Genomic DNA, 23,744 nt, shown 5'->3' with positions numbered 1-23,744 from the left:
GCCCGGCCCCCGGCAAGTCGAGCAACGGCCCGGCCCCGTGCGTGTCGGTCCGCGCCCCCGGACCGCCGGCTCCTCAGGACTGCTGTCCGGGACCGGCTAGCCCTTGGTCCTCCGGTCGCGCCAGGCCGGGGCGAGCGCGGCGAGCATCACCGCCGCGGTGAGCACGAACGCCCACGGGTAGCCCGTCGCGCCCGCGACCGCGCCGAAGGCGACGGCGCCGACGCCCATGCCGCCGTCGAAGGCGACGTTCCACAGCGCCGTCACGGTGCCGTACCCGGCGGGTGGCACCCGGGCGTACATCAGCGTCAGCGTCGCGTTCTGCGCGACGCCGAAGCCCGCGCCGAACACCGTGGCCCCGGCCACCACGGCGACCGGGCTGCCCGTCGAGGCCAGCAGCAGCACCCCGCCGGCGCAGACCAGCAGGGCGGGCAGCACCAGCCCGGACGCGCCCCGGCGGTCCCCGTACCGCCCGGCCAGCCAGCGGGTCGCCGTCGCGGCCGCGGGCTGGACCAGCAGCGCCGCCGCGACGGCGGCGGCGGACGGCACGGCCAGCGGCAGGAAGGTGACCAGGATCCCGGCCGCCAGCGCCGTCGCGCCGAACACCACGGCCGGGCGCAGCAGCGCGCCGCTGCGCAGCCCCTCCCGCAGGCCCACCGTCGGCCCGTCGGCCCGGGTGCGGTCCGGCAGCGCCGGGACGGAGACGACGGCGGCCAGCGGCGCCGCCGCGCCGATCGCGAACACCCAGCCCCAGCCGACGTGCTGGGCCAGCCAGACACCGAGCGGCTGACCGGCCAGGGCGGTCAGCCCGGAGACCAGCCCGACCAGGGCGAGCCCCTCGCCGCGCCGTTCGGCCGGGATCAGCGCGGCGGTCAGCGCCCCGCCCGCGACCAGCGCGACGGCGAAGCCGAGCCCGCGCAGCAGACAGACCGCGACCACCGCCGCCATGCCGCCGGTCCAGGCGAGCACCAGGGTGGGCGCGCCCAGCAGCACCAGCCCGGCCGCCAGCGCCCAGCGGTGGCCGAACCTCGCGGTCAGCGACGGGGTGGCCAGCTCGCCGACCACGGTGGCGAACATCAGCGCGCCGGTGGCCAGACCCGCCGCGTGCTCGCCGCCGCCGGACTCCTGGGCGTACAACGGGACGGCGGAGAGCAGCAGGTTGAACCCGGTGGTGCAGCCGAAGAGGGAGACGAGGCGCACCAGCAGCGCCCACGTCACCAGCGGCGGCCGGGCGCGGCCGGAGCCCGCCGCGGAGGCGGTGGTGGTGGTCACCCGGCGACGCTACCGGCCCGCACCAGCCACCGGTAGGCCCCGCCGAAGCCGCCGGGACACCGCCGGGACGCCGTCGGAGCCCCGGTCGGACCCGCGCCGAGGCCATAGGCCAGCCCTATGACCTCATAGATCATCACCACCTACTTCCCAGGTCATCCGTAGGGTTTGCTACAAAGGTTCAGACCACGTTTGCATCGCGCCCGACCGGAGGACCACTCGTCATGCCCCGCCCGATCCGAGTCGCGATCGTCGGAGCCGGCCCCGCCGGCATCTACGCCGCGGATGCCCTGCTGAAGTCCGACGCCGCCCAGGACCCCGGTGTCTCCATCGACCTGTTCGAGCGGATGCCCGCCCCGTTCGGTCTGATCCGCTACGGGGTCGCCCCCGACCACCCGCGCATCAAGGGCATCGTCACCGCCCTGCACCAGGTGCTCGACAAGCCCCAGGTCCGGCTGTTCGGCAACGTCGACTACCCGAACGACCTCGCCCTGGACGACCTGCACCGCTTCTACGACGCCGTGGTCTTCTCCACCGGCGCGATGGCCGACCGCACCCTGGACATACCCGGCATCCACCTCGACGGCTCCTACGGCGCGGCCGACTTCGTCTCCTGGTACGACGGCCACCCGGACGTGCCCCGGACCTGGCCGCTGGAGGCCGAGAAGGTCGCCCTGCTCGGCGTCGGCAACGTCGCCCTGGACGTCGCCCGGGTCCTCGCCAAGACCGCCGACGAGCTGCTGCCCACCGAGATCCCGCCGAACGTCTACGAGGGCCTGCGGCGCAACCGGGCCGTCGAGGTGCACGTCTTCGGCCGCCGCGGCCCCGCCCAGGCCAAGTTCAGCCCGATGGAACTGCGCGAGCTGGACCACTCCCCCACCATCGAGGTGATCGTCGCCCCCGAGGACATCGAGTACGACGACGGCTCGATCGCCGAGCGCCGCGCGGTCAAGCACGTCGACCTGGTCGCCTCGACGCTGGAGAACTGGGCGATCCGCGACGTCGGCGACCGCCCGCACCGGGTGTACCTGCACTTCTTCGAGTCCCCGGTCGAGGTGCTCGGCGAGGACGGCAAGGTGGTCGGCCTGCGCACCGAGCGCACCGAGCTGGACGGCACCGGCAACGTGCGCGGCACCGGCGCCTTCACCGACTGGGACGTCCAGTCGGTCTACCGCGCGGTCGGCTACTACTCCGACGAGCTGCCCAAGCTGCCCTTCGACCCGGCCTCGGGCACCGTCCCGCACCAGGCCGGACGGGTCCTGGACGGCGACGGCTCGCACCGCACCGCCACGTACGTCACCGGCTGGATCAAGCGCGGCCCGGTCGGCCTGATCGGCCACACCAAGGGCGACGCCAACGAGACCGTCGCCTGCCTGCTGGACGACCACGCGGCCGACCGCCTGCCCGGCGCCGTCGAGCCGGAGCCGGCGGCCGTCGAGGAGCACCTGCGCGCGCAGGGCGTCCGCTTCACCACCTGGGACGGCTGGAAGCTGCTGGACGCCCACGAGCGCGCGCTCGGCGAGGCCGAGCAGCGCGAGCGGGTCAAGGTCGTCGAGCGCGAGTCCATGCTCCGCCACAGCGGGGCCTGAGCCGCGCTGGGCCCGGGCACCTGAGCCCGGGCCCGGCACGGACCGCCACCGCCACCGCCACCGCCACCGCCACCGCCACCGCCACCGCCACCGCCACCGCCGAATCCCACGGGAATTCCGTCCGGAACACAGGAACACACCCGTGGGATTCCGGCGGCGGCGCGCGGATTTCCCGGCGTACCCGGGAGCGCCCCCGTCAGGGGCGGACGATCGGCAGCAGCAGCTCGTCCACGATCTCCGCCGGATCGAGCTGCGTCGCCTCCCCGCCGCACATCTTGATCCGGTACAGCATCAGCGCCGGCACCAGGTCGGTGACCAGCGGGGTGACCGCCCCGGGGCGGACCTCGCCGCGCGTGGTGCCGCGGTCCAGCACCTCGGCGAGCAGCGCCGTCGTCGGCTCGACCACCCGCTCCAGCACGATCTCCACGAAGGCGTGCGCCCGCTGGTGGTCGAGTTCGCTCATGATGGCCCGCACCGCGGCGCCCAGCTCGCTGACCATCGCCGCCCGCAGCCGGGTCACCACCTCCAGCAGGTCCCCGCGCAGGCTGCCGGTGTCGGGAGCCGGGCCGGAGGGCGGCAGGCTGGCCCGCAGCGCGTCCATGACCAGCTCCTCCTTGGAGGACCAGCGGCGGTAGAGCGCGGCCTTGCCGGTCTGGGCGGCGGCGGCCACCCCCTCCATGGTGAGCCGGGCGTAGCCGTCGGTGGTGAGCTGTTGGAGGACCGCCTCGTAGATGGCGCTCTCCAGCGCCTCGCCGCGCCGCCGCAGCGGGGCGCCCGTCACCGGTCCGTGTCCGGTATCCGTCTCAGCGGTCATGGTTGCGCACCTTCTTCAATCGCCTTTCCTCGATCCCCGTCGCTCCCCGCATTCGCCCGCGGATCTCCGGGAAATCCCTGGTCGGCCGCGCGCACGGTGAAGCATTTCGTATATCACGGACATCGCGGGGGCCACTGTCGATGTTAGTGAACGAACCCGTTCCCGCCGACGCCGCATAACAGAATTTCGATCATGCGTTCGATCCGATGGAGTTCCCGCACGTCGGGACCGGGACAGGACCGTGGCCTCATGCGGCTGGGGCGGGACGGGCGGTGGCATGGGGGTGCGGGTTGAAGCGGACCGCCTGCGGAACCCCGTGGAGGACCCCATGACCGACAGAACGGCCAACACCGCGCTGATGGCCGCCGGCGTCGCCGCGGTCTTCGCCGCGGTGAGCATCGCCGCCGCCCTCCGGGCGTGCAAGTGCCCGGTCCGGGGCGGCGAGAGCGCCTCGGAGACGGGACGGAGCCACCGTCCCGGCCCCGGCAGCAGCTCATCCCCCGGCAGCCACCCCCACGGCTGCACTCCCCCCAACTGCCACTGACCCCCTCGTCCTCCCCTTCCTCGGAAGCACCGATCCCGCCCCCGGCCGTCACCCGTCGCGCCGGGGGCCTCTTCGTTGGCCCCGGGCCGGGAAGGACCAGCCCCTCAGCCGCTCGCGGGCCTGCGCGGGAGCACCGCGTGCACCCGGGTGCCGCGCCGCAGGGCGTCCACGGTGCAGCTGCCGCCGATCTCCGCGGCCCGCTCCGACATCGACTGCAGCCCCACCCCCGGGTGCACCGGGAGCCCGTGGTCCGGGCCCCGCCCGTCGTCCTCGACCTCGAGCTCCAGGTGCCCGGCGTCCACCCGCACGGACACCGTGGCGCTGCTCGCCCGGGCGTGGCGCACCACGTTGTTGAGCGCCTCCGCGGTGATCCGGTAGACCGCGACCTCGACGGCTGCGGGCAGCGCCGGCAGCGGGTCGGGCTCCAGCCGGGTGGCGACGGCGAGGTCCGGGCCGCTGAAGGTCCCGGCGAGCCGGCCGAGCGCAGTGGACAGGCCGTAGTCGCCCAGCGCCGTGGGCCCGAGCCGGTCGGTGATCCGCCGGACCTCCCGGACCGCCGTGGCGAGGTCGTCCGCGACCCGGTCCAGCACGCCGGAGAAGAGCGCCGGGTCGTCCACCGCGGCGGCGGCCTGGAGGCGCAGCCGCAGCCCGGCCAGCAGCGGGCCGAGGCCGTCGTGGATGTCCCGGCGCAGCTGGCGCCGCTCCTCCTCGCGGGCGGCGACGATCCGCTCGCGGCTGGCCCGCAGGTCCGCCATCAGCTGGAGCGAGGCGACGGCGGGCGCGGCCTGGTCGGCGAGCGAGCGCAGGATGTCGCGGTCGCTGTCGTCGAGCGCCCGCTGCCCCGGGCGCGGGGCGACGGCGAGCCGTCCGATCCGCTCCCCGCGGTGCACCAGCGAGAAGCCCTCGCCGCCGCCGGTGAGCTCCCCGACGGCCGCCAGCGACCGTTCGCCGCTCCGCGTGGAGACGGTCAACTCCACGCCGGGGAGCAGCAGTTCCTCACTGACGGTGCGGCACAGCACGGCCGGCACCTCCTGCGGGTCGACGGTCTGGCTGACCCTCCCGGCGAGGCTGCGCAACACCTGGTACGGCTGGGCGCGCGAGCCGTAGTACCAGCGGTCGACGACGCCGGAGGCCCAGCGCACGCCCCGGGGCAGGCCGGTCGCGAGCAGGAAGACCGCGGCGACCACCACCAGCGCCCCGAGGCCCGTCCCGGGCATCAGCATGGTGGAGAGCAGGCAGGCCACCACCACGAAGGCCACGGCCAGCCCGGCGGCCACCAGCAGGCCGGTCAGCACCCGCCGGGCGGCCCGGTCGAGCCGCCAGGACCCGTCCCGGACCACCACGGCGGCCAGGGTGAGCGTCCACAGCGCCGAGGTGACCGCGAACGCGGTGTACGCGGCCGTGCCCTGGTCGAAGTAGTAGCCGAGTTCGGCCCCGCCCCACAGCAGGTACACCCCGAGGCCGATCAGGACGGTCTGCCGGCGCCGCCGGGACGCCCCGCGGATCCGCGCGAGCGGGACGAGCACCACCAGGACGGTCAGCGCGACGTACACGACGAGCTGGGTGTCGAGCATCCGGTCGTTGAAGCCCTGCAGCAGGTGCGCGAGGCCGCTGCCCGCGAACGGGTTGGGCCGGCCGAACACGGTCGGCTCGGAGACGTAGTAGCTCGCCGGGGGCAGCCGCCACAGGGCCACGGCGCCGATCGCGAACCACCACCGCCTGCTCGGCAGCGTCCCGAACGGCAGCCACAGCGGCAGCGCGTGCCACAGGGCTCCGCTGACGGTGTCGCACAGCGAGGACAGCACCACCACCGCCCCGACCATGCGCGGGTCGCCCCCCTCGACCCAGATCGGGGCCTCGGCCGCGACCGGGAGGATCGTCGCCGCCCCGTACACGAGCAGCACCCAGCCGAGCTGGTTCCCCGGCCGGTGGGCGTGCAGCAGTACTCCACCGGCGACGGCGGCGAGGCCGTACCCGAGCACCGCCAGGTCGTGGGTGGGCACCGAGACCCCGGGCGCGCCGAGGTGGCTCAGCACGTACCCGACCCACAGCCCGCCGGCCACCACGCAGACGAGCGCGCACAGCCCGGCCGCGGCCAGTTGTCGCTCCGCAGGACCGGACCGAGGCCGCCGCCAGGCTCTTCGCACGCTCTCCGCAGCCATGAGTCCGCCCCTTCGTCGTCGGGCTCCCGCATATCCCTGAAGTCTGCTCCACCCGTTGTCCCGGGTGCATGAGGCAGCGGCCCCCCGCCGGCCCCCGTGACAGCCGGAGGGCCTCGGCGGCGTCCGCCTGACGGACCGTGCGCGGGCCTGCGGCCCCGCCGACCCGCGCCGCCACCGCCCGGCGGTCCTCGCCGTGCGTCACCACCGGCACCGCCGCGGCTCGGCCCCGGGAGGCGGCGGGCGCGGCGTCCGCCGATACTGGGGCCGCGACCTCCCAGGCCACCCGACACCCCCGGAGGAACCATGGACTACGGTCTCGGCGTACGGCTCGACCGGCCGTTCGCGCAGGCGGTGGAGGCGGTCACCGCCGCGCTCAAGGAGCAGGGCTTCGGCGTCCTGACCACCATCGACGTCCGGGCGACGCTGCGCGAGAAGATCGGCGCGGAGGTCGAGGACTACCTGATCCTCGGCGCCTGCAACCCCGCCCTCGCCCACCGCGCGCTCCAGGCCGACCGCCGGATCGGGCTGCTGCTGCCCTGCAACGTGGTGGTCCGGACGGACGGCGACGCCACGGTGGTGGAGGCCGTCGACCCGCAGACGATGGTCGCCCTGGCCGGGTCCGGGGGCGGGCTGGGCGAGGTCGCGGACGAGGCGGCGCGGCGGCTGAACGCCGCCCTGGACACGCTGCGCGGATGAGGAGCAGACCATGACCGCACCCGTCGTCGCCGGATTCGACGGCTCGCCCGAGAGCCTCGCCGCCACCGAGTGGGCCGCCCGGGAGGCGCGGCGCCGCGGCTGCCCGCTGGACCTCCTGGAGGCCTGGCCCTGGCCGCACCGGGACGTGGTCGGCAGCGAGGAGACGTACCGCGACGCCCTGGACCGGCTGGAGCTGCGGGCGCGGGAGCTGCGCCCGCTGGCCGGCGACGGGCCGGTCACCTCGGCGATCGTCCCGACCGACCCGGCCGAGGCGCTGGAGGCCGTCGGCAAGTCGGCCGCCCTGCTCGTCCTGGGCTCGCGCGGGCTGGGCGCGGTGCGCGGCTTCCTGGTCGGCTCGGTGAGCCAGGAGGTGCTGCGCCGGGCGGGCTGCCCGGTGGTGCTGGTCCGGGCCGAGGCGGAGGAGTCGGAGGGCCCGGTGCTGGTGGGCCTGGACCTCGCCCATCCGATGGACGACGTGCTGGCCTTCGCCTTCGACGCGGCCGCCCGGCGCCGGGCGCCGCTGCGGGTGGTGCACGTCTGGTCGCCGCCGGTCTCCAGCCAGTACACGGCACTCGAGGCCGTCGGCGGGCTGGGCGAACTCGCCTCCGTCGACCGGGCCCGGTTCGCCGAGCAGGTGACCCCCTGGCGGGAGCACCATCCCGAGGTGTCGGTGACCGCCGACCTGATCCAGGGCAGCGCCTCCGTCGCCCTGGTGGACGCGGCGGCCGGGGCCCGGCTGCTCGTCGTCGGCCGCCGCGTCCGCCGCACCCTCCTCGGCGCCCACCTCGGCCCGGTCGCCCACGCCGCGATCCACCACGTCCGGTGCCCGGTCGCCCTCGTCCCGCACGGCTGACCGGGGCGGTGCCCGCCTGCGGCGGGGCCGGGAACGGCGCGGGGGGGGGGCCCCCGCGGGGGGGGGGGGGGGCCCGGGGGGGGGGGGGGGGGGGGGGGGGGGGGGGCGCCCCCCCGGGGGGGGGGGGCCCCCCCCCCGCGGTGGGGTCGTCCGGGGTCAGCCGGTGGTGAAGTAGCCGTAGAGGTCGGTGACCAGGTCGGCGCCGGCCGAGTTGTTCCGCAGCCGGATCCCGCCGTTCGTTCCGAGCGGGACCTGGGCGTGGTTGGCCACGGTCTGTCCGGCGCGGAAGTTGAGGTTGCTGGTGCCGGGCGCCGGGGCGAGGTCCGGGTAGGCGATGACGTGCCCGTCGGAGAGCGTCCCGGTCGCGGTCAGGTTGACCACCGCGGCCACGGCGTTCGCCGGCACCGGGCCGTTCCCGCCGATTCGGACGGCAGTCTCGCCGCCGGGGCCGAGGGCCGTCAGCGGTGCGGTCCTGGTGTCCTGGAGCCGGACCGGGATGACGGGGCTGTACCGGCCCGTGGCGCCGCCGCCGTAGTAGCCGACGACATCGGCGATCACGTGGGTGGAGCCGTCGTTGTTGTAGACGTCCACCGTGCCGTCCGCGCCCAGCGGCACGATCACCTGGTTCGCCACCGTCTGCCCGGGCCGGAAGTTCAGGCTGGACGTGGACGGGCGGCCGCTCTGGCCGCCGGGTCGGGCCGCCAGGTAGCCGTCCGCGGTGGGCTCGGTGGCGGTCAGGTTGAGGGCGACGGCCGTGGCCCCGGACGGGACGCCCGCGGTGCCGGCGACCTTCAGCGGCAGCGTGGCACCGGGCCCCGGCTTGGTGCCGGACTGCCGGGTGTCGGCGAGCCGGGTGGGCGGCAGCGGGGCGTAGCCGTCCTGGGCCTGCGGCAGGTAGTAGCCCATGAGGTCGACCACGACGTCGACGGTGCCGGCGTGGTTGGTGAGGCCGAAGTTGTGGGCACCCGTCGCGGTGACCGGCACGGTGACCAGGTTGGCGACGGTCTCGCCCGGGGCGACGTTCAGGCTGGAGGTCCCGTTCGGGGAGCCGCCGATGGTGGACGTGTCCAGGTGGGTGGCCGCGGTGGCCCCGGTGGCGGTGATGTTCACGACCGCCGCGGTGGCGCCCTGCGGGAGGCCGGCCGCGATCAGCCGGCTCTCGCCCGGCTCGAACCCTCCGCGGTGGACCGGGCCGGGGTCGTTCGCGGGGTCCCGGGTGTCGTAGATCCGCTTCGGGGCCACCGGGACGAAGCCCGCCGGGGCGAAGCCCGGGCTGACCGTGGTCGTGGCCCGGTCGCTCTGCCCGGCGGTGTCGGTCACGGTGACCGAGACGGTGTAGGTCCCGGGCGCCGCGTACATGTGGCTCGCGTAGTCGGCGCCCGAGGTGTCGGCCGGCGTGCCGTCGCCGAAGTCGTACACGTAGGAGCGGATCGGCCAGGGGCTGGTGCTCCTGGAGGCGTTGAAGGAGAACCCGAAGCCCCCGGACGGGTTCGTGACGTCCAGCACGGCCTTCGCCGGGCCGGGGTCGCGCACCCTCACCTTGGCCCCGTAGGCCCCGTACTCGTCTCCGAGACTGGTGAGCCGCTGGCCGAACCCGTCGGTGACGGTGGTGGTGATCTGGTAGTCGCCCCTGGTGGTGTAGGTGTGCGGGACGGTCTTCTCCGTGCTGGTCACGGGGGCGCTGCCGTCGCCGAAGTCGAAGGTGTACGTCTGGAAGGAGGTCCACTCGTTGTGCGCGGAGGCCGTGGCGTTGACCGTCAGCGGGTAGGCGCCGCGGTCCAGGTCCGTCGCGACGGACACGTCGATCAGCCCGTAGTTCTCGTACGCCCCTCGGTCCCGGTAGGTTCCACCGGCGGCGTTCGGCACCTTCGGGTCGTCGATGACCGCCCGGCCGACCAAGTCGGTGTCGGGCAGCCCGGGCGCCGACGGGTCACCGGAGTCGATCAGCGCGGACCACTCGTACGGGATGCTCGGCACTCCCCCGGTGACGGTGTTCCCGGTTGCGGCGAGGTCGTGGGCGGCCTGGCCGGTGGCCGCCTGCAGTGCGGGCAGCCGGTAGGCCGTTCCGGCCCACCGGTAGCCTCCGTCGTCCTCGTCGGTGACCAGGTTGTAGTCGACCTTGGTGCCCGCCACCGAGCCAGGCCCGACGTCGAGTTGGGCGGCGCCGGGGCGCTTCTCGGTCGCGTTGCGCACCAGCACGTTGTTCTCCACCACGGCTCCGGCGGAGGCCCCGGCCAGGACGATCCCCGAGTCCCTGTTGAAGCTGACCGTGTTCCCGGTGACCACCGAACCCGGGGCGTCGGTCACGGTGATACCGGTCGAGGAGCCCCCGATGTCATTGGTGGTCACAACCGCCCGCCGGACCCCGGCGCCGACGGCGATGCCGTGGCCGATGTTGAACTGGCTACGGCTGACGGTGACGTCGCTGCTCGCCCCGGACACGGAGAGGCCGCCGGTCCAGGTCGAGTACGACCCCTGGACGTAGAGCCGGTCGAGGGTGACGGCCGAGGAGTCGGTGACCGTGACGGCGTCGTCCTGCGAGAACGCGAACAGCTCGCGCACCTCCACGTCGTGGACCCCGGCCAGGGTGAAGGCGTGGACGCCCTGCTTCTCCTGCGGCGCCATCACCGAGACCAGCGGGGCGGTGCTCGGCCAGCCGGTGGCCCACGAACCCACGAACCTGATCGGGTGGCCCGGCGTCCCGGAACGGCGGACGTCGACCTGCTCGGCGTACTCGCCCGGCGCGATCCGCACCGTCTGCCCGGGCTGGACGACCCCGGCGGCGGCACCGATGGTGCAGTACGGCACGGCGCGGCTGCCCGGGCCGGAATCGGAGCAGGACGCCGACTTGGCCACGTACAGCTCGGTGACGGGCTCGGCGGCGAGGGCCGCGGGCGGGGGCATGCCGAGAACGGCCGCGAGGGCCGCCGCGGTCGCCGCGACGGCGGGACGAAGGCGCAAGGGTCTGTACCTCTTCGGTGGGCGCGGCGCCGGGCCGCGAATCGGATCGTTGTGGCGGCCACGTGACGGTTCGGTGCGTGGGCCGCCGATATTTGACCACCTGTTCGATTCTGGTGTCGAGGCCTTTCCTCCTGGCCCCAGAGGGCCCCTGGCCACCGGGTGCCACAGCGGCCACACTGCTGCGGAGAAGATCCGTACCGGACGACGGAGGCAGTCACCGTGCAGCGCATCGGCATCATCGGAGTGGGCGAGATCGGCCGGGCCATCGTGATGGGCCTGCGCCACGGGGAGGAGCCCGGACCGGAGGTCCTGCTCTCGCCGCGGGGCGCCCGCACCGCCGCCGAGCTGGCGGAGCGCTACGACGGCGTGCGGGTGTGCGCCGACAACCAGGAGGTGGTGGACGGCTCCGACCTGGTGATCGTCGCCCTGCGCCGCCAGGACTGGCGGGCGGCCCTGACCGGGCTGGTCGTCCCCGACGACCGGGTCGTGGTCAACGTGATCCCGGGCGTCGCCTCCGAGGAGTTGCGCCGGGTGCTGGCCACCGGCGCCGCGCTGACCCACGCGATCCCGCTGCCCACCGTCCGGGAGCGCCGCTGCCTCACCGTCGTCCAGCCCTCCCACCCGGACGCGGACGCCCTGTTCGAGCTGTTGGGCGGGGCGCTGCCGGTCGCGGACGAGGCGGCCCTCAACGTCCTGTCCGCGGTCACCTCGACCCAGACCACCCACTACGCGTTCCTCGCCACGCTCGTCTCCTGGGCCACCGACCAGGGCATCCCCGCGACGGACGCCGACCGCTTCGTCCGCGGCCTCTACCAGGACGTCGGCCGCTCCCTGGCCGACGGGACGCGGTCGCTGGAGCGGCTCGCGGCCGAGCACGAGACCCCGGGCGGGAGCAACGAGCGGGTGCGCACCACCTGGTTCGACCAGGCGAACTCCGGGGCCCTGCGCGGCACCCTGGACGGCCTGGTCGGCGACCTCCACGGCGGCCACCGGTAGGACGGGAATTCCGGAGCCGCGGGCTCCGGGGAGGGCGACGGTTCCGGACCCGACCGGACCGCGCCGTATCACGTCCGGCTGACGACCGTTAGCATGACGGGTATGACGCCGGTCGTTGGCGTCGGTTCGCACAGAATCCACAGCGGTGTTGAGGAGTTGACGATGAGTCGCGCTTTCCCTCTGTCCCGGACGACCGGTCCCGTTTCCGAGGAGGAGCGACGCACAATCCTCGCCGCGCCGGGCTTCGGCAAGTTCTTCACCGACCACATGGCCTCGGCCACCTGGACGCCCGCCGAGGGCTGGCACGACCACAAGGTCACCGCGCTGGCGCCGTACTCGCTGCACCCGAGCGCCGCCGTGCTGCACTACGCCCAGGAGATCTTCGAGGGGCTGAAGGCCTACCGGCACGCCGACGGCAGCGTCTGGCTGTTCCGCCCGGAGTTCAACGCCCGCCGCTTCGCCCGCTCCGCCGAGCGGCTCGCCCTGCCGGTGCTGCCGGAGGAGGACTTCCTCACCAGCGTCGAGGAGCTGGTCCGCGCCGACGAGGCGTGGGTGCCCAGCTCCCCGGACGAGAAGAGCCTCTACCTGCGGCCGTTCATGTTCGCCTCGGAGGCCTTCCTCGGGGTCCGGCCCGCCGAGCAGATCGCCTACTCGGTCATCGCCAGCCCGGCCGGTCCGTACTTCGCGGGCGGGGTCACCGGCATCACGCTCTGGGTGAGCAGCAACTACACCCGCGCCGGGCGGGGCGGCACCGGCGCCGCCAAGTGCGGCGGCAACTACGCCTCCAGCCTGGCCGCGCAGATCGAGTCCCGGAAGAACGGCTGCGACCAGGTGCTGTTCCTGGACGACACCGGCGGCGAGGGGGACCTGGAGGAGTCCGGCACGATGAACCTGTGCCTGGTCACCTCGGCCGGCGAGCTGGTCACCCCCGCCCTCGGCAACATCCTCGACGGGGTGACCAGGGACTCGATCCTGTCCCTGGCGGGCGAGTTCGGGCTGACGCCGGTGGAGCGCCCGATCACCCTCTCCGAGCTGCGCTCCGGTGCCGCCGACGGCACGGTCACCGAGGTGTTCGCCGCCGGGACGGCCGCGGTGGTCACCCCGATCGTCGGCTTCAAGGGCGAGTCCAAGGGCGAGGGCTACGCGTTCACCATCGGCACCGGCACGCCCGGCAAGCAGACCCTCGCGATCCGCGAGCACATGCTGGACATCCAGTACGGGCGTGCCGAGGACGTCCACGGCTGGATGCGCCGGGTGGTCTGACCTCCCGGTGGGCGGCCCCGACCGGGCCGCCCACCCCGCCGGGACCGCTCGGCTCCGGCGGGACGGTACGGCTGCGGCGGGCCCGCTCAGCTCCCGGGCCGGCCCGGCTCGGCGGCGGGCACCACGACCTCGCGCTTGAGGATCTTCCCGGTCGGCCCCTTGGGCAGCGCATCGACCGTCCAGACCAGCCGCGGGTACTTGTACGGGGCCACCCGCTCCCGGACGAAGCCGCGGATCTCCTCCGGGGTCGCCGCGGCGCCCTCGCGCAGCACCACGGCGGCGGCCACCTCCTGGCCGTGGGTGGGGTGGGGGACGCCGATCACCGTGGCCTCGGCCACCGCCGGGTGCTCGTACAGCACGTCCTCCACCTCCCTCGGGTAGACGTTGAAGCCGCCGCGGATGATGACGTCCTTGCGGCGGTCGACGATCCGGAAGTCGCCCCGCTCGTCGCGGGTGCCGAGGTCCCCGGTGTGCAGCCAGCCGTCCCGGACGGTCCGCGCGGTGGTGTCCGGGCGGCCCCAGTAGCCCTTCATCACGTTGTGGCCCCGGATCACCACCTCCCCGACCGTGCCGTCCGGCACCTCCCGGCCGGACTCGTCGACGATCCGCATCCGCACCCCCTCGACCGGGATGCCGATGGTGCCCGCGGTCCGCTCCCGGTCGCTGCGGTTGGCGCAGGCCAGCGGCGAGGACTCGGACAGCCCGTAGCCCTCCAGCACCACGCAGTCGAAGTCGGTCTCGAAGCCGCGCAGCACCTCCGGCGGCATCGGCGCGCCGCCGCCCAGGCAGACCCGCAGCGAGGAGACGTCGTGCCCGGCGCGTCGGGGGTGGGTCAGCATCAGGGTGTACATGGTCGGGACGCCGAGGAAGACGCTCACCCGGTCGCGCTGGATCACCGCGAGGGCGGCCAGCGGGTCGAAGCGCCGCACCAGGGTCAGGCAGGCCCCGACGGCCACCGCGCAGTTGAGGCCGATCACCTGGCCGAAGGAGTGGAACAGCGGCAGCCCGCCGAAGATCACGTCCCGCTCGACCAGGCCCAGCACCTGGACCCCGGCCCGCGCGTTGCACACGATGTTGCGGTGGGTCAGCTCGGCGCCCTTGGGCGCCCCGGTGGTGCCGGAGGTGTAGAGGATGACCGCGGTGTCCTCTCCCCCGCGGCCCCCGGCGGCGGTCGGCGGGTCGGCCGGCTGCTCCGCGAGCACCGCCGCGAGGGCGGCCGGCTCGACGGCGACCAGCCGGGTGCCGGTGCGCCGCGCGCCCTCGGCCGCCTCCTCGTCGCCCGTGTGCCAGGCGAGCAGCACGGCGGGCCGGGCGTCGCCGAGGCAGTGCTCGATCTCCCGGGCCTTCAGCAGCGGGTTCATCGGGACGACCACCGCACCCGCGCGCAGGATGCCGTAGTACAGCACCGCGAACTCCGGCACGTTGGGCAGCAGGACGGCCACCCGGTCGCCGGGCGCGACGCCGAGCGCGGCCAGCCAGTGCGCGGCCCGGGCGCTGTGCGCCTCCAGGTCGGCGAAGCTCAGCACCTCCTCGTCGAGCCGCAGGACGGGGTGGGCCGGGCAGCGCGCGGCGGTCGCGGTGAGCAGGTCGGGGATGCCGTGCGGAAGGCCGGGGGCGCCGGGCGGCAGGTCGGCGCTGCGGTCGGACGGGGCGGGGACGACGGACATGCGGGCACTCCTCGGTCTGGTCCCTATACGGTCGGGCGGACGCCGCCGTGCGGAGCCGTGTCCGCCCCGGCTTCGGCGGGCGTGGCACCGCCCGCGGCCTCGGCGGCGGCGAGCATCCACGGGGCGATCCGCTCCACCAGCCCGCGGTTGTGCCGGATCCAGCGGAAGTGGTCCAGCGCCCGGCCGTCCGCCTGCTCGGCGGTGTAGCTCCAGCGCTCCACCCGGGCCGAGGGCAGCTTGGCGCACAGGTGGTCGACGGCCCGCGGCGGGGCGAGCTCGTCGCCCTGCACGTCCACCGCCAGCACCGGCAGGTCGACCCGGGCCAGCGCCCGTTCGTAGTCGGTGACCGCGCCGCGCACCCGGTAGCGGCCGGTGCGCATCTGCCGCGCCCAGTCCCGCATCAGCCGGGGCGACTCCCGGCCGCCGAAGCCGAACCGCTCGCCCGGCCAGTGGCCGACCACGGCCGAGGCGACGATCGAGAACTGGCTCAGCGCCAGCCGCCGCAGGCCCGCCCGTACGCCGAAGGTCCGGTACCAGGCCGATCCGCTGGCCACCAGCACCGCGCCGGCCAGCCGGGGCCGGAACACCCCGCAGTGCACCAGGCCCAGTTGCCCGCCCAGGCTGTGCCCGAGCAGCAGGCGCGGCGCGCCCGGGAAGGCCCCGGCCACCGCGTCGAGCACCGCCCCGAAGTCCTGTTCCACCAGCTCGCGGAAGCCGAAGGCGACCCCGTGCCGGGGCACCGGCCGGCTCTCCCCGTGGCCGCGCAGGTCGCAGGTGGCCACGCTGAGGCCGGCCGCGTGCAGGGCGCGGACCAGCGGGGTGTAGTGCCGGGCGGCCGTCCCCATCGCCGGCAGGACGACCACCACCGGGGCGGCCGGCTCCGGCCGGGCCAGCGCCCGGACGGTGATCCGGGCCCCGTCCGGCGCGGCGATCTCGGCGATCACGGGGAACCGGGGGGTCTTCACTCCGCCGCCTCCCCGCCGGCGCCGGGCCGCCAGCCGATCACCCCGGCGCCCCAGGTGATGCCCGCGCCGAACGCGGCCAGGCCGAGCAGCTTCGGGCCGTCCAGCAGGCCCTCCTCGCGGGCGTGGGTCAGGCCCAGCGGGATCGAGGCCGCCGAGGTGTTGGCGACCCGGTGGACGTTCAGGTAGAGCCGCTCCGGGGGCAGCCCGACCTCCTTGCCGACCGCGCGCACGATCCGGGCGTTGGCCTGGTGGGCGACGAACAGGTCGAGGTCCTCGCAGGTCAGGCCGCGCCGGGTGAGCACCTCCCGGGTGGCCTCCGACATCTTCTCCACCGCGTGGTCGAACACCTCCCGGCCGTCCATCCGCAGCTTGCGGTCGTCCCGGTCGGCGTAGAGCAGCGGGATCTGCTCGCCGTCGCTGCCGAGCGAGAAGCACGGCTCGGGCGCGCCGGGCACGTCGGCGACCACCGCGGCGCCGGCGCCGTCGGCGAGCAGCACCGCGGTGCCGCGGTCCTCGTGGTCGGTGATCCGGGTCAGCGCGTCGGCGCCGCAGACCAGCACCGCCCCGGCCCGGCCGGTCTCGATCAGCGCGGCGGCGTGGTCCAGGCCGTAGACGAACCCGGCGCAGGCCGCGTGCAGGTCGAAGGCGGTGGCCTGCGGCATGCCGAGCCGGGCGGCGACCTCCACCGACACCCCGGGGGTGACCCGGTCGGGGGTGATGGTGGCGACCACGACGTGCCGGATGCTCGCCGCGGTGCGCCCGGAGCTGCGCAGCGCCTGTTCGGCGGCGGCCACCACGAGGTCGGCGAGCCGGCCGTCCGGCGGGAGGAAGCGGCGCTCCTCGATGCCGGTCCGTTTGACGATCCACTCCGGGGAGGCGCCGATCCGCTCGAAGTAGGCGTTGGGGACGACGCGTTCGGGCAGGGCGGCGCCCACCCCGACGATGGCGGGCGTCATGCCGCGCCTCCTTCCGCGAAGGCCGGTCCGGTGCCCATCCGGACGGCGTGCATCCCGCCGTCGGCGTGCAGGATCTCCCCGCTGACGGTGGCGGCGAGGTCGGAGAGCAGGAACAGCACCGGTCCGACCACGACGGCGGGGTCGGTGCGGTCCCAGCCGAGCGGGGCCTCGGCCTGCCAGCGGTCGGCGATCCGGTCGAAGGTGCTGATCGCCTGCCCGGCGACGGTTTCCACCGGGCCGGCCGCCACCAGGTTGACCCGGATGCCGGACGGGCCGAGGTACATCGCCAGGTACCGGCAGACCGCGCCGAGCGCCGCCTTGCTGACGCCCATCCAGTCGTAGCCGGCCCAGGCGCCGCTGGCGTCGAAGTCCAGTCCGACGACGCTGCCGCGCCGCCCGTCCGCGCTGAGCAGCGGGGCGAGCGCGGTGGCCAGCGAGTGCAGGGAGACGGCGGCGGTGCGCAGCGCGAGGCCGGCGGCCTCCGGCGGGGTGGTGAGGAAGTTGCCGCTCAGCGCCGTCTGCTGGGCGGCGGCGACGGCGTGCAGCACGCCGTCGACCCCGCCCCAGCGCTGCTCCAGCTCCTTGGCCAGCCGGGCGAAGTCCTCGGGCCGGGTGACGTCCAGCTCCAGCACCTCGGCGGGGCGGGGCAGGACGTCCGCGGCCAGTTCGGTGATCCGCCGGGCCCGGCCGAAGCCGGTGAGCAGGACCTCGGCGCCCGCTTCCTGGAGCGCCCTGGCGGTGTGCCAGGCGATGGAGTCCTCGTTGAGCACCCCGGTGATCAGATAGCGGCGTCCGTGGAAGCCGAGCATCACTCCTGGCCTTTCGTCGTACCGGTCGTACCGGGTGCGTCGGCCGCCGCCAGCACCAGGGCCGCGTTGTGTCCGCCGAACCCGAAGGAGGTGGAGAGCCCGGCCCGCCGGCCGCCGGGCAGGGCGGGGGCGGCGAGCGGGGTGGCGTGGCGGATCAGGTTCAGCGGGCCGAGCTTCTCGTCGGGCTCGCGCAGCCCGACGGTGGGCGGGGCGGTGGCGTGGCGCAGCGCCTGCAGGGTGGCGATGGCCTCCACGGCGCCGGCCGCGCCGAAGAGGTGGCCGGTGCAGGACTTGGTGGAGGAGAGCGGGACGGCTTCGAGGGCCGGTCCGAGCGCCAGGCGCAGCGCCGCGCACTCGGAGCTGTCGTTGAGGACGGTCCCGGTGCCGTGGGCGTTGAGGTAGCCGAGCTGCCCGGGGGCGACGCCGGCCGCGTCGAGCGCCAGGGTGACGGCGCGGGCCGCGGGCCCGCCGGTCGGGTCCGGGGCGGTCAGGTGGTGGGCGTCGCAGGTGGAGCCGTACCCGAGCACCTCGCCGAGCACGGCGGCGCCGCGGGCGGCGGCCCCGGCCTCGGTCTCCAGGACCAGGATTCCGGCGCCCTCCCCGATCAGCAGGCCGTCCCGGTCGCGGTCGAAGGGCACCGAGCGGCCGCTCTCGGAGAGCGCCCCGGCGGTGCGGAAGGCGGCCCGCACCAGCTCGGAGGTGGAGGCCTCGGCGCCGCCGACCACCACGGCGTCGGCGGCTCCGGCGGCGAGCAGCAGCAGGGCGGTGCCGATCGCCTGGGTGGCGCTGCTGCACGCCGAGGCCAGGCAGAGCGCCTCGCCCCGCAGGCCGTGGCGCTGGGCGATCTGCGAGGCCGCGGCGTTGGCCATCATGGCGGGCACCATGAGCGGGGAGACGAACTCCGCGCCCTGCTGCCGGAGCACCTCGGCCTGGGTCTCGAAGCTCGCCGTCCCGCCGAGCGCGCAGCCCACCACGCAGGCGACCCGCTCGGCGGGGTACGGCGGCGGGCCGTCCGTCCATCCCGCCTGGGCCAGGGCCTCGGCGGCGGCCACGAGCGCGAGCTGGGTGAAGCGGTCGGTGCGGCGGATCTGCTGGCGCGACAGGTGGTCGGCGGGCCGGAAGTCCCGGCACAGCCCGAGCCCGTCGGCGAGCCCGCTCTCGCCGGCCACCGCGCGCCGGTGCAGCTCGTCGGCGCCCACGCCCAGCGGGGTCACCGCGCCCAGGCCCGTGACGACGGCCCGGGGCCTCACTCCAGCCCGGCCTTCCGGCGGCACAGGTCGAGCACCTCGCCGACGGTGTACAGCTGGTCGAAGTCCTTGGGCTTCACCGGGATGCCCAGCTGCTTGCGGATGGACTGGCTGAGCTCGACCATGTCGAGCGAGTCGATCTCCAGCTCGTCCAGGGCGGCGTCGTCGACGATGCCCTCGCGTTCGACGCCGAGGTCGACCAGGGCGTCGACGACGAAGTTCTCGATGGCGGTGCGGTCCAGTGTGTCGGGCATGGCTCTCCTCGTCCGCGCGGGGCGGCGGTGGCGGTGCGGGGGACGTACGGGCGGTGCCGTACGGGCGGCGGGCAGGGGCGCGGGCTCAGAGCGCCGGGCCGGCCTTGCTGGCGTGGTACGGGGCCCAGTGCCACTGCTGCCAGTAGCTCTCGGCGATGTCCAGCCACTGCTCCAGCCGGGCGGCGTCGTCCAGGAAGCGGTTGGCGCTGACCACCAGCCAGCTGTAGACGGCCTGGCTGTCCCGGCAGCCGCCGCAGTCGCCGGAGGTGCAGCAGAACTGGAGCGACTCGTAGTCGGCGCCCCAGACGTTGAAGCCGGGGATGACCGGGTTGCCGTTGGCGACGCGGTCCTCGTGCTCGGGGGCGTCGACGCTGAGGCTGGGGCAGACGTCGTAGCCGAACCGGCCGCCCCAGTGCGTCCGGCCGGTGACCAGGGTCCGGATGAAGTACGGGTGGCTCACCACCGCCTGCGGGTACAGGTCCTTGACCCGCTGCGCCTCGTCCAGCACCCGCTGCTCGTTGGCGATCTTCAGCGGGGTCTCGGTGCCGTGCTCGCTGTAGAAGTTGAAGGTGACGATGTTGCCGTTCTCGGCGATCTTCCGCACGGTGGGCTCGATGTGCTCGACCCCGGCCTCGGAGAGCGCGTAGATGAACAGCACCCGCTGGTCGTCGCGGTAGTGCTTGAGCGCGGTGTCGAACAGGCCGGTGAACTTGGAGCCGTTGACCCGGATCGCGCGCAGGTCGTCGTCGAGCGGGCCGCCGCCGAAGATGCTGACCGCGATGGCGATCTTCTCGAAGCCCTGCTTGGGCATCGGGCGCAGGCCGTTGGTGGAGATGGTGATGTACGGCAGCTGTTCGACGAAGGCCTCGACCCGGCGCGGGACGAGGGTGGGCTCGCCGCCGATCAGGGTGGCCTGGTTGACGCCGTCGTCCGCCAGCTTGCGGGCGAAGGCCCGGATGCGGTCCAGGTCGGACAGCTCCTTGACGGCCGTGTCGAAGCCGCCCTCGAAGTACCAGCAGCCCTTGCAGCGGATGTTGCAGGTGTTGGTGAGGTGGACCTCGCAGGAGCGGACCTCGCGCCCCAGCCGGCGCAGCCGGTGCAGGCGTTCGGCCAGGTCGGGCCGGTCGGCGATGAGTTCGGCGGTGCGCGCCTTGGCCTCGCGTCGGCTCAGCGGGCGTTGTTCGATGGTGACGGGTGTTGCCATGGCGATGGGCTCCTCGGGAGTGGCGGGATCGGCGTGCTGCTGTTCCCGCTACTCCGGGAGGCGCAGACCCAGGTTCTTGATGCGCGGGGTGACCTTCTCCCGCCACAGGTCGCAGGCCTCGCCGTTGGTGGTCTGCCGCAGGCCGAAGCGGACGGCCAGCCTGGCGCGCTCGGAGCGCGGGCTGCCGAAGATCCGGATGAAGGTCGGCCACAGCCGGTCCAGGGCCTGCTGGAGCTGCTCGCGGCCGTCGTCGGTGGCGGCGAGGTTGCGGCACACCCGGGCGCCGTGGGCGATGTGCACCTTCTCGTCGAGGATGATCGTGCGCACCGCGTCCGCCCAGGGCCGGTAGCTGCTCTGCGCGAACTCGGAGATCATCACCATCGCGGTCTCCTCGCCGATGTAGGAGAAGATCCCGCGCTCGGCCCAGGTGGTGCAGGTGTGGAACTCCTGGGCGCGGAACAGGTTCCGCTCGGCCAGGGTCTGCTTCTCCATGTAGGTGGTGTCCACGCCGACCTCCGCGAGGACCCGCTTGCCGATCTTGTAGTGGTCGTACTCCTCGGCGGCGCGCTCCGCGCAGACCTGCCGCTCCTCCGCGTCGGGGGCCAGCGGCAGGAAGACCTGCACGTAGTCGTCGCCGCCGGAGAGCTCCCCCTCGGTGTTGACCACCATGCCGCGGATGGCGATCTCCCGGTACTCCTCCGGCATCGCCAGGAACTCGTCGGGAGTACGGACCACCACCGCCTCGTCGTCCAGAATGGAAATACCCATGGCGCAACACCCCGTCTCTGAAGCAGGACTCTGAAGCAGGACATGGTCGGGCATGAACGGGTGGGGGCCCGTTTTCCACCGAGGCCCCTGACGACCACAAGGAAAATGACGCCGCCCCCCAGCGGCCGGCGGAGTTCCGCATCGGCTCCGCTGAACTTCCTCGGAGAGTAGGTGCTGCATTTTGGGCCGAACAAGGTCCCTTACGAATCGTGCCGAGCGGATTCGGCCACCGGACGGCACCGGAGCGGCCGGTTCCGGCCGCCACGACACCGCCAGGACATGCGCAATTATCATGGCCGCAACGGATCTTGGCGGTTGACCACGGCAAACGAAGCTGGCCGGAAGCGGGCCTGGACCGCCCCGGGCGCACCACCGGGCAGACGGTTACGCTGAGCCCCATGACCACCGACTCGAACACGGCGGTCGCCACCGTCGACGTCCTCCTGGGCCCCGATCAGCTCAATGACCTGATCACCGGCCAGTTCCCCGACTACGCCGCCTGCCGGGTGACCGGGGTGGACGGCCGGACCCTCACCTTGGCCGTGGACGGCGACCGGCTGCGCACCCGCCCGGGCGGCACCGTCTCGGGCCCGGAGCAGGCCGGCCTGTGCGACCTGGCCGCGTTTCTCCTGATCAACGCCCGGCTCGGGCCCACCCTGATGGCGCTGACCAGTTCGCTGCAGATCAGCTTCCTCAACCGGCCGCGGCCCGGGGCGCTGCGCGTGCACGCCAGGACGGCCAAGTTCGGGCGCCGGCTGTGCGTGGTGCTGGCCGAACTGCTGGACGCCGACGACGTCCTGGTGGCCAGCGCCACGCTGACCTACGCGATCCCGCCGGCCCGCCCCGAGACGGCCTGACGGCCCCCTCCCCTCCGCTCTCCGCACCACGGCCCCCTCCCCTCCGCTCTCCGCGCCACGGCTTCGCCCCGCCGCCGCTCCGACCCCGGCGGCCGGACGAATCCGACATCACGAATACGGGGCGGGGTATATTGGCGGCATGGCTCCGTCCCTGGGAGCCCGGAGAACGGAGCACGACATGTGCCGACGAGTCGCCTGCCGCACCTGCGGGAAGCCGGGCTTCGCCGGGTGCGGAATGCACGTGGAGCAGGTCCTGGCCGGGGTGCCGAAGTCAGCCCGGTGCGACTGCGCCGAGCAGGGCCGCAAGGGCAAGGGCTGGCTCGGCAGGCTGTTCGGCCGCAGCTGACCCCACCCCGCGCCCGCCCCCACCCGGAGCGCACTCCCGTCCGTACGCCAACAACTGGCCAGCGTGGCGTAAAAGGTGACAGTAAGTCGGCCGAGTTCACGATCTTTCGGACAGGAGACGATCTCGGTATTGATCTACGGACCGGTCACCTCTAGGTTGCGGTGCAATGTCACACTGAGCCGCCCTACGGCGTCCCCGGGGGGAATACCGTGCCGGACACCGCACTGGATGCACCGCAACTCGCCACGACCAAGCTGCCCCGGCCCTTCTACCGGCTGGCCGCGGGCGATGCCCTGAACACCTACGGCAGCCAGCTCGACCTCGTCGCGCTGAGTCTGTTCGCCTACGAGGCCTCCGGGAACGCGCTCGGCACGGCCGGGTACCTCGTCCTGCGACTGTCCGGCGGCCTCGCCGGCGGGCTGGTCGCCGGACGGCTGGTGGCCCGGCTGGACCGCCGGCGGCTGATGACGGGCTGCGCCCTGGCCCAGGCGCTGGCGCTGGTCGTCGTCGCCCTCGTCCCGGCCTCGCTGCGCATCCCCGTCCTCTACCCGCTCGCCGTGGTCCTCGGCGGCGCCGCCGCCGTGGCCGCCGTCGCCCTGCGGACCAGCATCCCCGAGATGGTCGGCGCCGAGCGCCGCGCCCGCGCCAACAGCCTGATGGCGAGCTGCCGTTCCACCGCGATGGTGCTCGGCTTCGCCTCCGCGGGCGTGGTGGTGGCCTGGGCCGGATTCCGGGCCGCGCTGCTCATCGACGCGACCAGCTTCGTCCTGTTCGGGGCGCTGGTGGTCCGGCTGCCGCTGCCCACCCGGGCCGCGAAGGCGGAGGAGCCCGCGACCCCGCCGGAGGACCCCGCCCCGACAACCGGCAAGCGCCGCCCCCGGTGGCAAGCCCTGGTCGTCCTGCGGGCCGCCCCCGTGGTGGGCGCCATGGCGGGGATCCGGCTGCTGGACGCCTTCGGCTCCTCCGCCCACAACATCAGCCTGCCGGTCTTCGCCAACCAGTCGTCGCCCGACAACCCGGCCGCCCTGCTCGGCACCTTCTGGGCCACCTGGGCGATCGGCAACCTCGGCGCCCAGCAGCTGGTCTCCCGGTTCATGCTGCGCCGGGGCATCGAGCCCGGCGAGCGCGGCTTCGCGCTGGGCACCTGTCTGATGTCCGCCTGCTTCATCCTGGTCTTCACCGACCTGCCGACCCCGCTCTTCCTGCTGGTCGCGATCGGCGCCGGCCTCGGCGACGGCTTCACCGAGATCTCCTACACCACCCGGATCCAGGCCCTCGCCGACGAGCGGCGCGGCGAGGCCTTCGGCATCCTCACCTCCGCCGAGAACGTCGGCATGGGCACCGGGATGCTGCTGAGCGGCTCGCTGCTCGCGGTGCTCAGCCCGCTCACCGTGGTCGGCGTCTCACACGCCGTCCCGATCGTGCTGGCGCTCGCCTTCCTGGTGATGGTCGCCCGCGCCCGCCGCCGCCGCTGAACAGACGGCACACCACCGCACCCCTCCGCACACCACCGCACGTCCGCGGACA

The 23,744-nt window shown here is 74.4% G+C and carries 21 protein-coding genes; 9 read left to right on the top strand and 12 right to left on the bottom strand.

All coding sequences use genetic code 11. The features are described 5' to 3' along the window. Positions 1-96: 96 nt before the first annotated feature. Positions 97-1,269, bottom strand: coding sequence for an MFS transporter (locus tag ACFY4B_RS31645; protein ID WP_380742147.1), 1,173 nt, complete (start codon positions 1,267-1,269; stop codon positions 97-99). 221 nt (positions 1,270-1,490) lie between these two features. On the opposite strand from ACFY4B_RS31645, the gene ACFY4B_RS31640 reads away from it, so the two are divergent. Further along, complete coding sequence (locus ACFY4B_RS31640; RefSeq protein ID WP_387973759.1) at positions 1,491-2,855, top strand: FAD-dependent oxidoreductase; 1,365 nt, start codon at positions 1,491-1,493, stop codon at positions 2,853-2,855. A 196-nt stretch (positions 2,856-3,051) separates the two neighbouring features. Here the strand turns inward: ACFY4B_RS31640 and ACFY4B_RS31635 are convergent, their stop codons facing one another. Then, positions 3,052-3,669 (bottom strand): TetR-like C-terminal domain-containing protein, encoded by a 618-nt coding sequence (locus ACFY4B_RS31635; protein ID WP_049657543.1) that lies wholly within the window; start codon positions 3,667-3,669, stop codon positions 3,052-3,054. A 328-nt stretch (positions 3,670-3,997) separates the two neighbouring features. Here ACFY4B_RS31635 and ACFY4B_RS31630 point away from each other — a divergent pair, with 328 nt between their 5' ends. Beyond that, positions 3,998-4,213, top strand: coding sequence for a hypothetical protein (locus ACFY4B_RS31630; protein WP_049657541.1), 216 nt, complete (start codon positions 3,998-4,000; stop codon positions 4,211-4,213). A gap of 104 nt (positions 4,214-4,317) precedes the next feature. Here the strand turns inward: ACFY4B_RS31630 and ACFY4B_RS31625 are convergent, their stop codons facing one another. Beyond that, positions 4,318-6,375, bottom strand: coding sequence for a sensor histidine kinase (locus ACFY4B_RS31625; protein WP_387973756.1), 2,058 nt, complete (start codon positions 6,373-6,375; stop codon positions 4,318-4,320). 303 nt (positions 6,376-6,678) lie between these two features. Here ACFY4B_RS31625 and ACFY4B_RS31620 point away from each other — a divergent pair, with 303 nt between their 5' ends. Next, positions 6,679-7,071 (top strand): DUF302 domain-containing protein, encoded by a 393-nt coding sequence (locus tag ACFY4B_RS31620; protein ID WP_049657537.1) that lies wholly within the window; start codon positions 6,679-6,681, stop codon positions 7,069-7,071. Between the two features lie 10 nt (positions 7,072-7,081). After that, complete coding sequence (locus ACFY4B_RS31615) at positions 7,082-7,924, top strand: universal stress protein (RefSeq protein ID WP_387973753.1); 843 nt, start codon at positions 7,082-7,084, stop codon at positions 7,922-7,924. 156 nt (positions 7,925-8,080) lie between these two features. On the opposite strand, the gene ACFY4B_RS31610 is transcribed toward ACFY4B_RS31615, so the two are convergent. Next, positions 8,081-10,885: a PKD domain-containing protein gene (locus ACFY4B_RS31610; RefSeq protein ID WP_387973750.1), complete on the bottom strand. Its 2,805-nt coding sequence runs from the start codon at positions 10,883-10,885 to the stop codon at positions 8,081-8,083. A gap of 219 nt (positions 10,886-11,104) precedes the next feature. Here ACFY4B_RS31610 and ACFY4B_RS31605 point away from each other — a divergent pair, with 219 nt between their 5' ends. Together ACFY4B_RS31605 and ACFY4B_RS31600 are read left to right on the top strand one after the other, a co-directional pair. Then, the gene (locus ACFY4B_RS31605; protein ID WP_387973747.1) at positions 11,105-11,881 is read left to right on the top strand and encodes an NAD(P)-binding domain-containing protein; all 777 of its coding nucleotides are present in this window, start codon (positions 11,105-11,107) and stop codon (positions 11,879-11,881) included. Positions 11,882-12,043: 162 nt separating this feature from the next. Then, positions 12,044-13,144 (top strand): branched-chain amino acid aminotransferase, encoded by a 1,101-nt coding sequence (locus ACFY4B_RS31600; RefSeq protein WP_049652417.1) that lies wholly within the window; start codon positions 12,044-12,046, stop codon positions 13,142-13,144. Positions 13,145-13,230: 86 nt separating this feature from the next. Here the strand turns inward: ACFY4B_RS31600 and ACFY4B_RS31595 are convergent, their stop codons facing one another. The 8 genes from ACFY4B_RS31595 to ACFY4B_RS31560 all read right to left on the bottom strand — a co-directional run bounded on the left by ACFY4B_RS31595 (position 13,231) and on the right by ACFY4B_RS31560 (position 21,014). Beyond that, the gene (locus ACFY4B_RS31595) at positions 13,231-14,811 is read right to left on the bottom strand and encodes a long-chain fatty acid--CoA ligase (protein ID WP_387973744.1); all 1,581 of its coding nucleotides are present in this window, start codon (positions 14,809-14,811) and stop codon (positions 13,231-13,233) included. 23 nt (positions 14,812-14,834) lie between these two features. Then, positions 14,835-15,776 (bottom strand): alpha/beta fold hydrolase, encoded by a 942-nt coding sequence (locus ACFY4B_RS31590; RefSeq protein WP_387828963.1) that lies wholly within the window; start codon positions 15,774-15,776, stop codon positions 14,835-14,837. Continuing rightward, positions 15,773-16,732 carry a 3-oxoacyl-ACP synthase III family protein gene (locus ACFY4B_RS31585; protein WP_074003122.1) on the bottom strand — a complete coding sequence of 320 codons (960 nt, stop codon included), beginning with the start codon at positions 16,730-16,732 and terminating at the stop codon, positions 15,773-15,775. The genes ACFY4B_RS31590 and ACFY4B_RS31585 overlap by 4 nt, the downstream gene beginning before the upstream one ends. Continuing rightward, positions 16,729-17,541, bottom strand: coding sequence for an enoyl-ACP reductase FabI (fabI, locus tag ACFY4B_RS31580; RefSeq protein ID WP_181970377.1), 813 nt, complete (start codon positions 17,539-17,541; stop codon positions 16,729-16,731). Before fabI ends, ACFY4B_RS31585 begins: the two co-directional genes overlap by 4 nt. Continuing rightward, entirely contained in the window at positions 17,541-18,791 is a 1,251-nt protein-coding gene (locus ACFY4B_RS31575; RefSeq protein WP_387973741.1) for a beta-ketoacyl-[acyl-carrier-protein] synthase family protein, read from the bottom strand. The genes fabI and ACFY4B_RS31575 overlap by 1 nt, the downstream gene beginning before the upstream one ends. Then, entirely contained in the window at positions 18,788-19,042 is a 255-nt protein-coding gene (locus ACFY4B_RS31570; RefSeq protein WP_049652425.1) for an acyl carrier protein, read from the bottom strand. Before ACFY4B_RS31570 ends, ACFY4B_RS31575 begins: the two co-directional genes overlap by 4 nt. 85 nt (positions 19,043-19,127) lie before the next feature. Continuing rightward, positions 19,128-20,246 carry a radical SAM protein gene (locus ACFY4B_RS31565; RefSeq protein ID WP_380742755.1) on the bottom strand — a complete coding sequence of 373 codons (1,119 nt, stop codon included), beginning with the start codon at positions 20,244-20,246 and terminating at the stop codon, positions 19,128-19,130. 48 nt (positions 20,247-20,294) lie between these two features. Then, positions 20,295-21,014, bottom strand: a complete 720-nt coding sequence (locus ACFY4B_RS31560; protein WP_387973738.1) for a Phenylacetic acid catabolic protein — start codon at positions 21,012-21,014, stop codon at positions 20,295-20,297. A gap of 398 nt (positions 21,015-21,412) precedes the next feature. Here ACFY4B_RS31560 and ACFY4B_RS31555 point away from each other — a divergent pair, with 398 nt between their 5' ends. The 3 genes from ACFY4B_RS31555 to ACFY4B_RS31545 all read left to right on the top strand — a co-directional run bounded on the left by ACFY4B_RS31555 (position 21,413) and on the right by ACFY4B_RS31545 (position 23,692). After that, positions 21,413-21,871 (top strand): PaaI family thioesterase, encoded by a 459-nt coding sequence (locus ACFY4B_RS31555; RefSeq protein ID WP_387973735.1) that lies wholly within the window; start codon positions 21,413-21,415, stop codon positions 21,869-21,871. 139 nt (positions 21,872-22,010) lie between these two features. Then, positions 22,011-22,217, top strand: a complete 207-nt coding sequence (locus ACFY4B_RS31550; RefSeq protein WP_387973732.1) for a hypothetical protein — start codon at positions 22,011-22,013, stop codon at positions 22,215-22,217. A 209-nt stretch (positions 22,218-22,426) separates the two neighbouring features. Next, positions 22,427-23,692, top strand: coding sequence for an MFS transporter (locus ACFY4B_RS31545; RefSeq protein WP_074003127.1), 1,266 nt, complete (start codon positions 22,427-22,429; stop codon positions 23,690-23,692). Positions 23,693-23,744 lie beyond the last annotated feature (52 nt).

Source organism: Kitasatospora sp. NPDC001261 (assembly GCF_042896795.1).
Taxonomy (GTDB): Bacteria; Actinomycetota; Actinomycetes; order Streptomycetales; family Streptomycetaceae; genus Kitasatospora.
The sequence above is the reverse complement of the archived record's forward strand: the minus strand, read 5'-3'. Positions and strand labels throughout refer to the sequence as shown.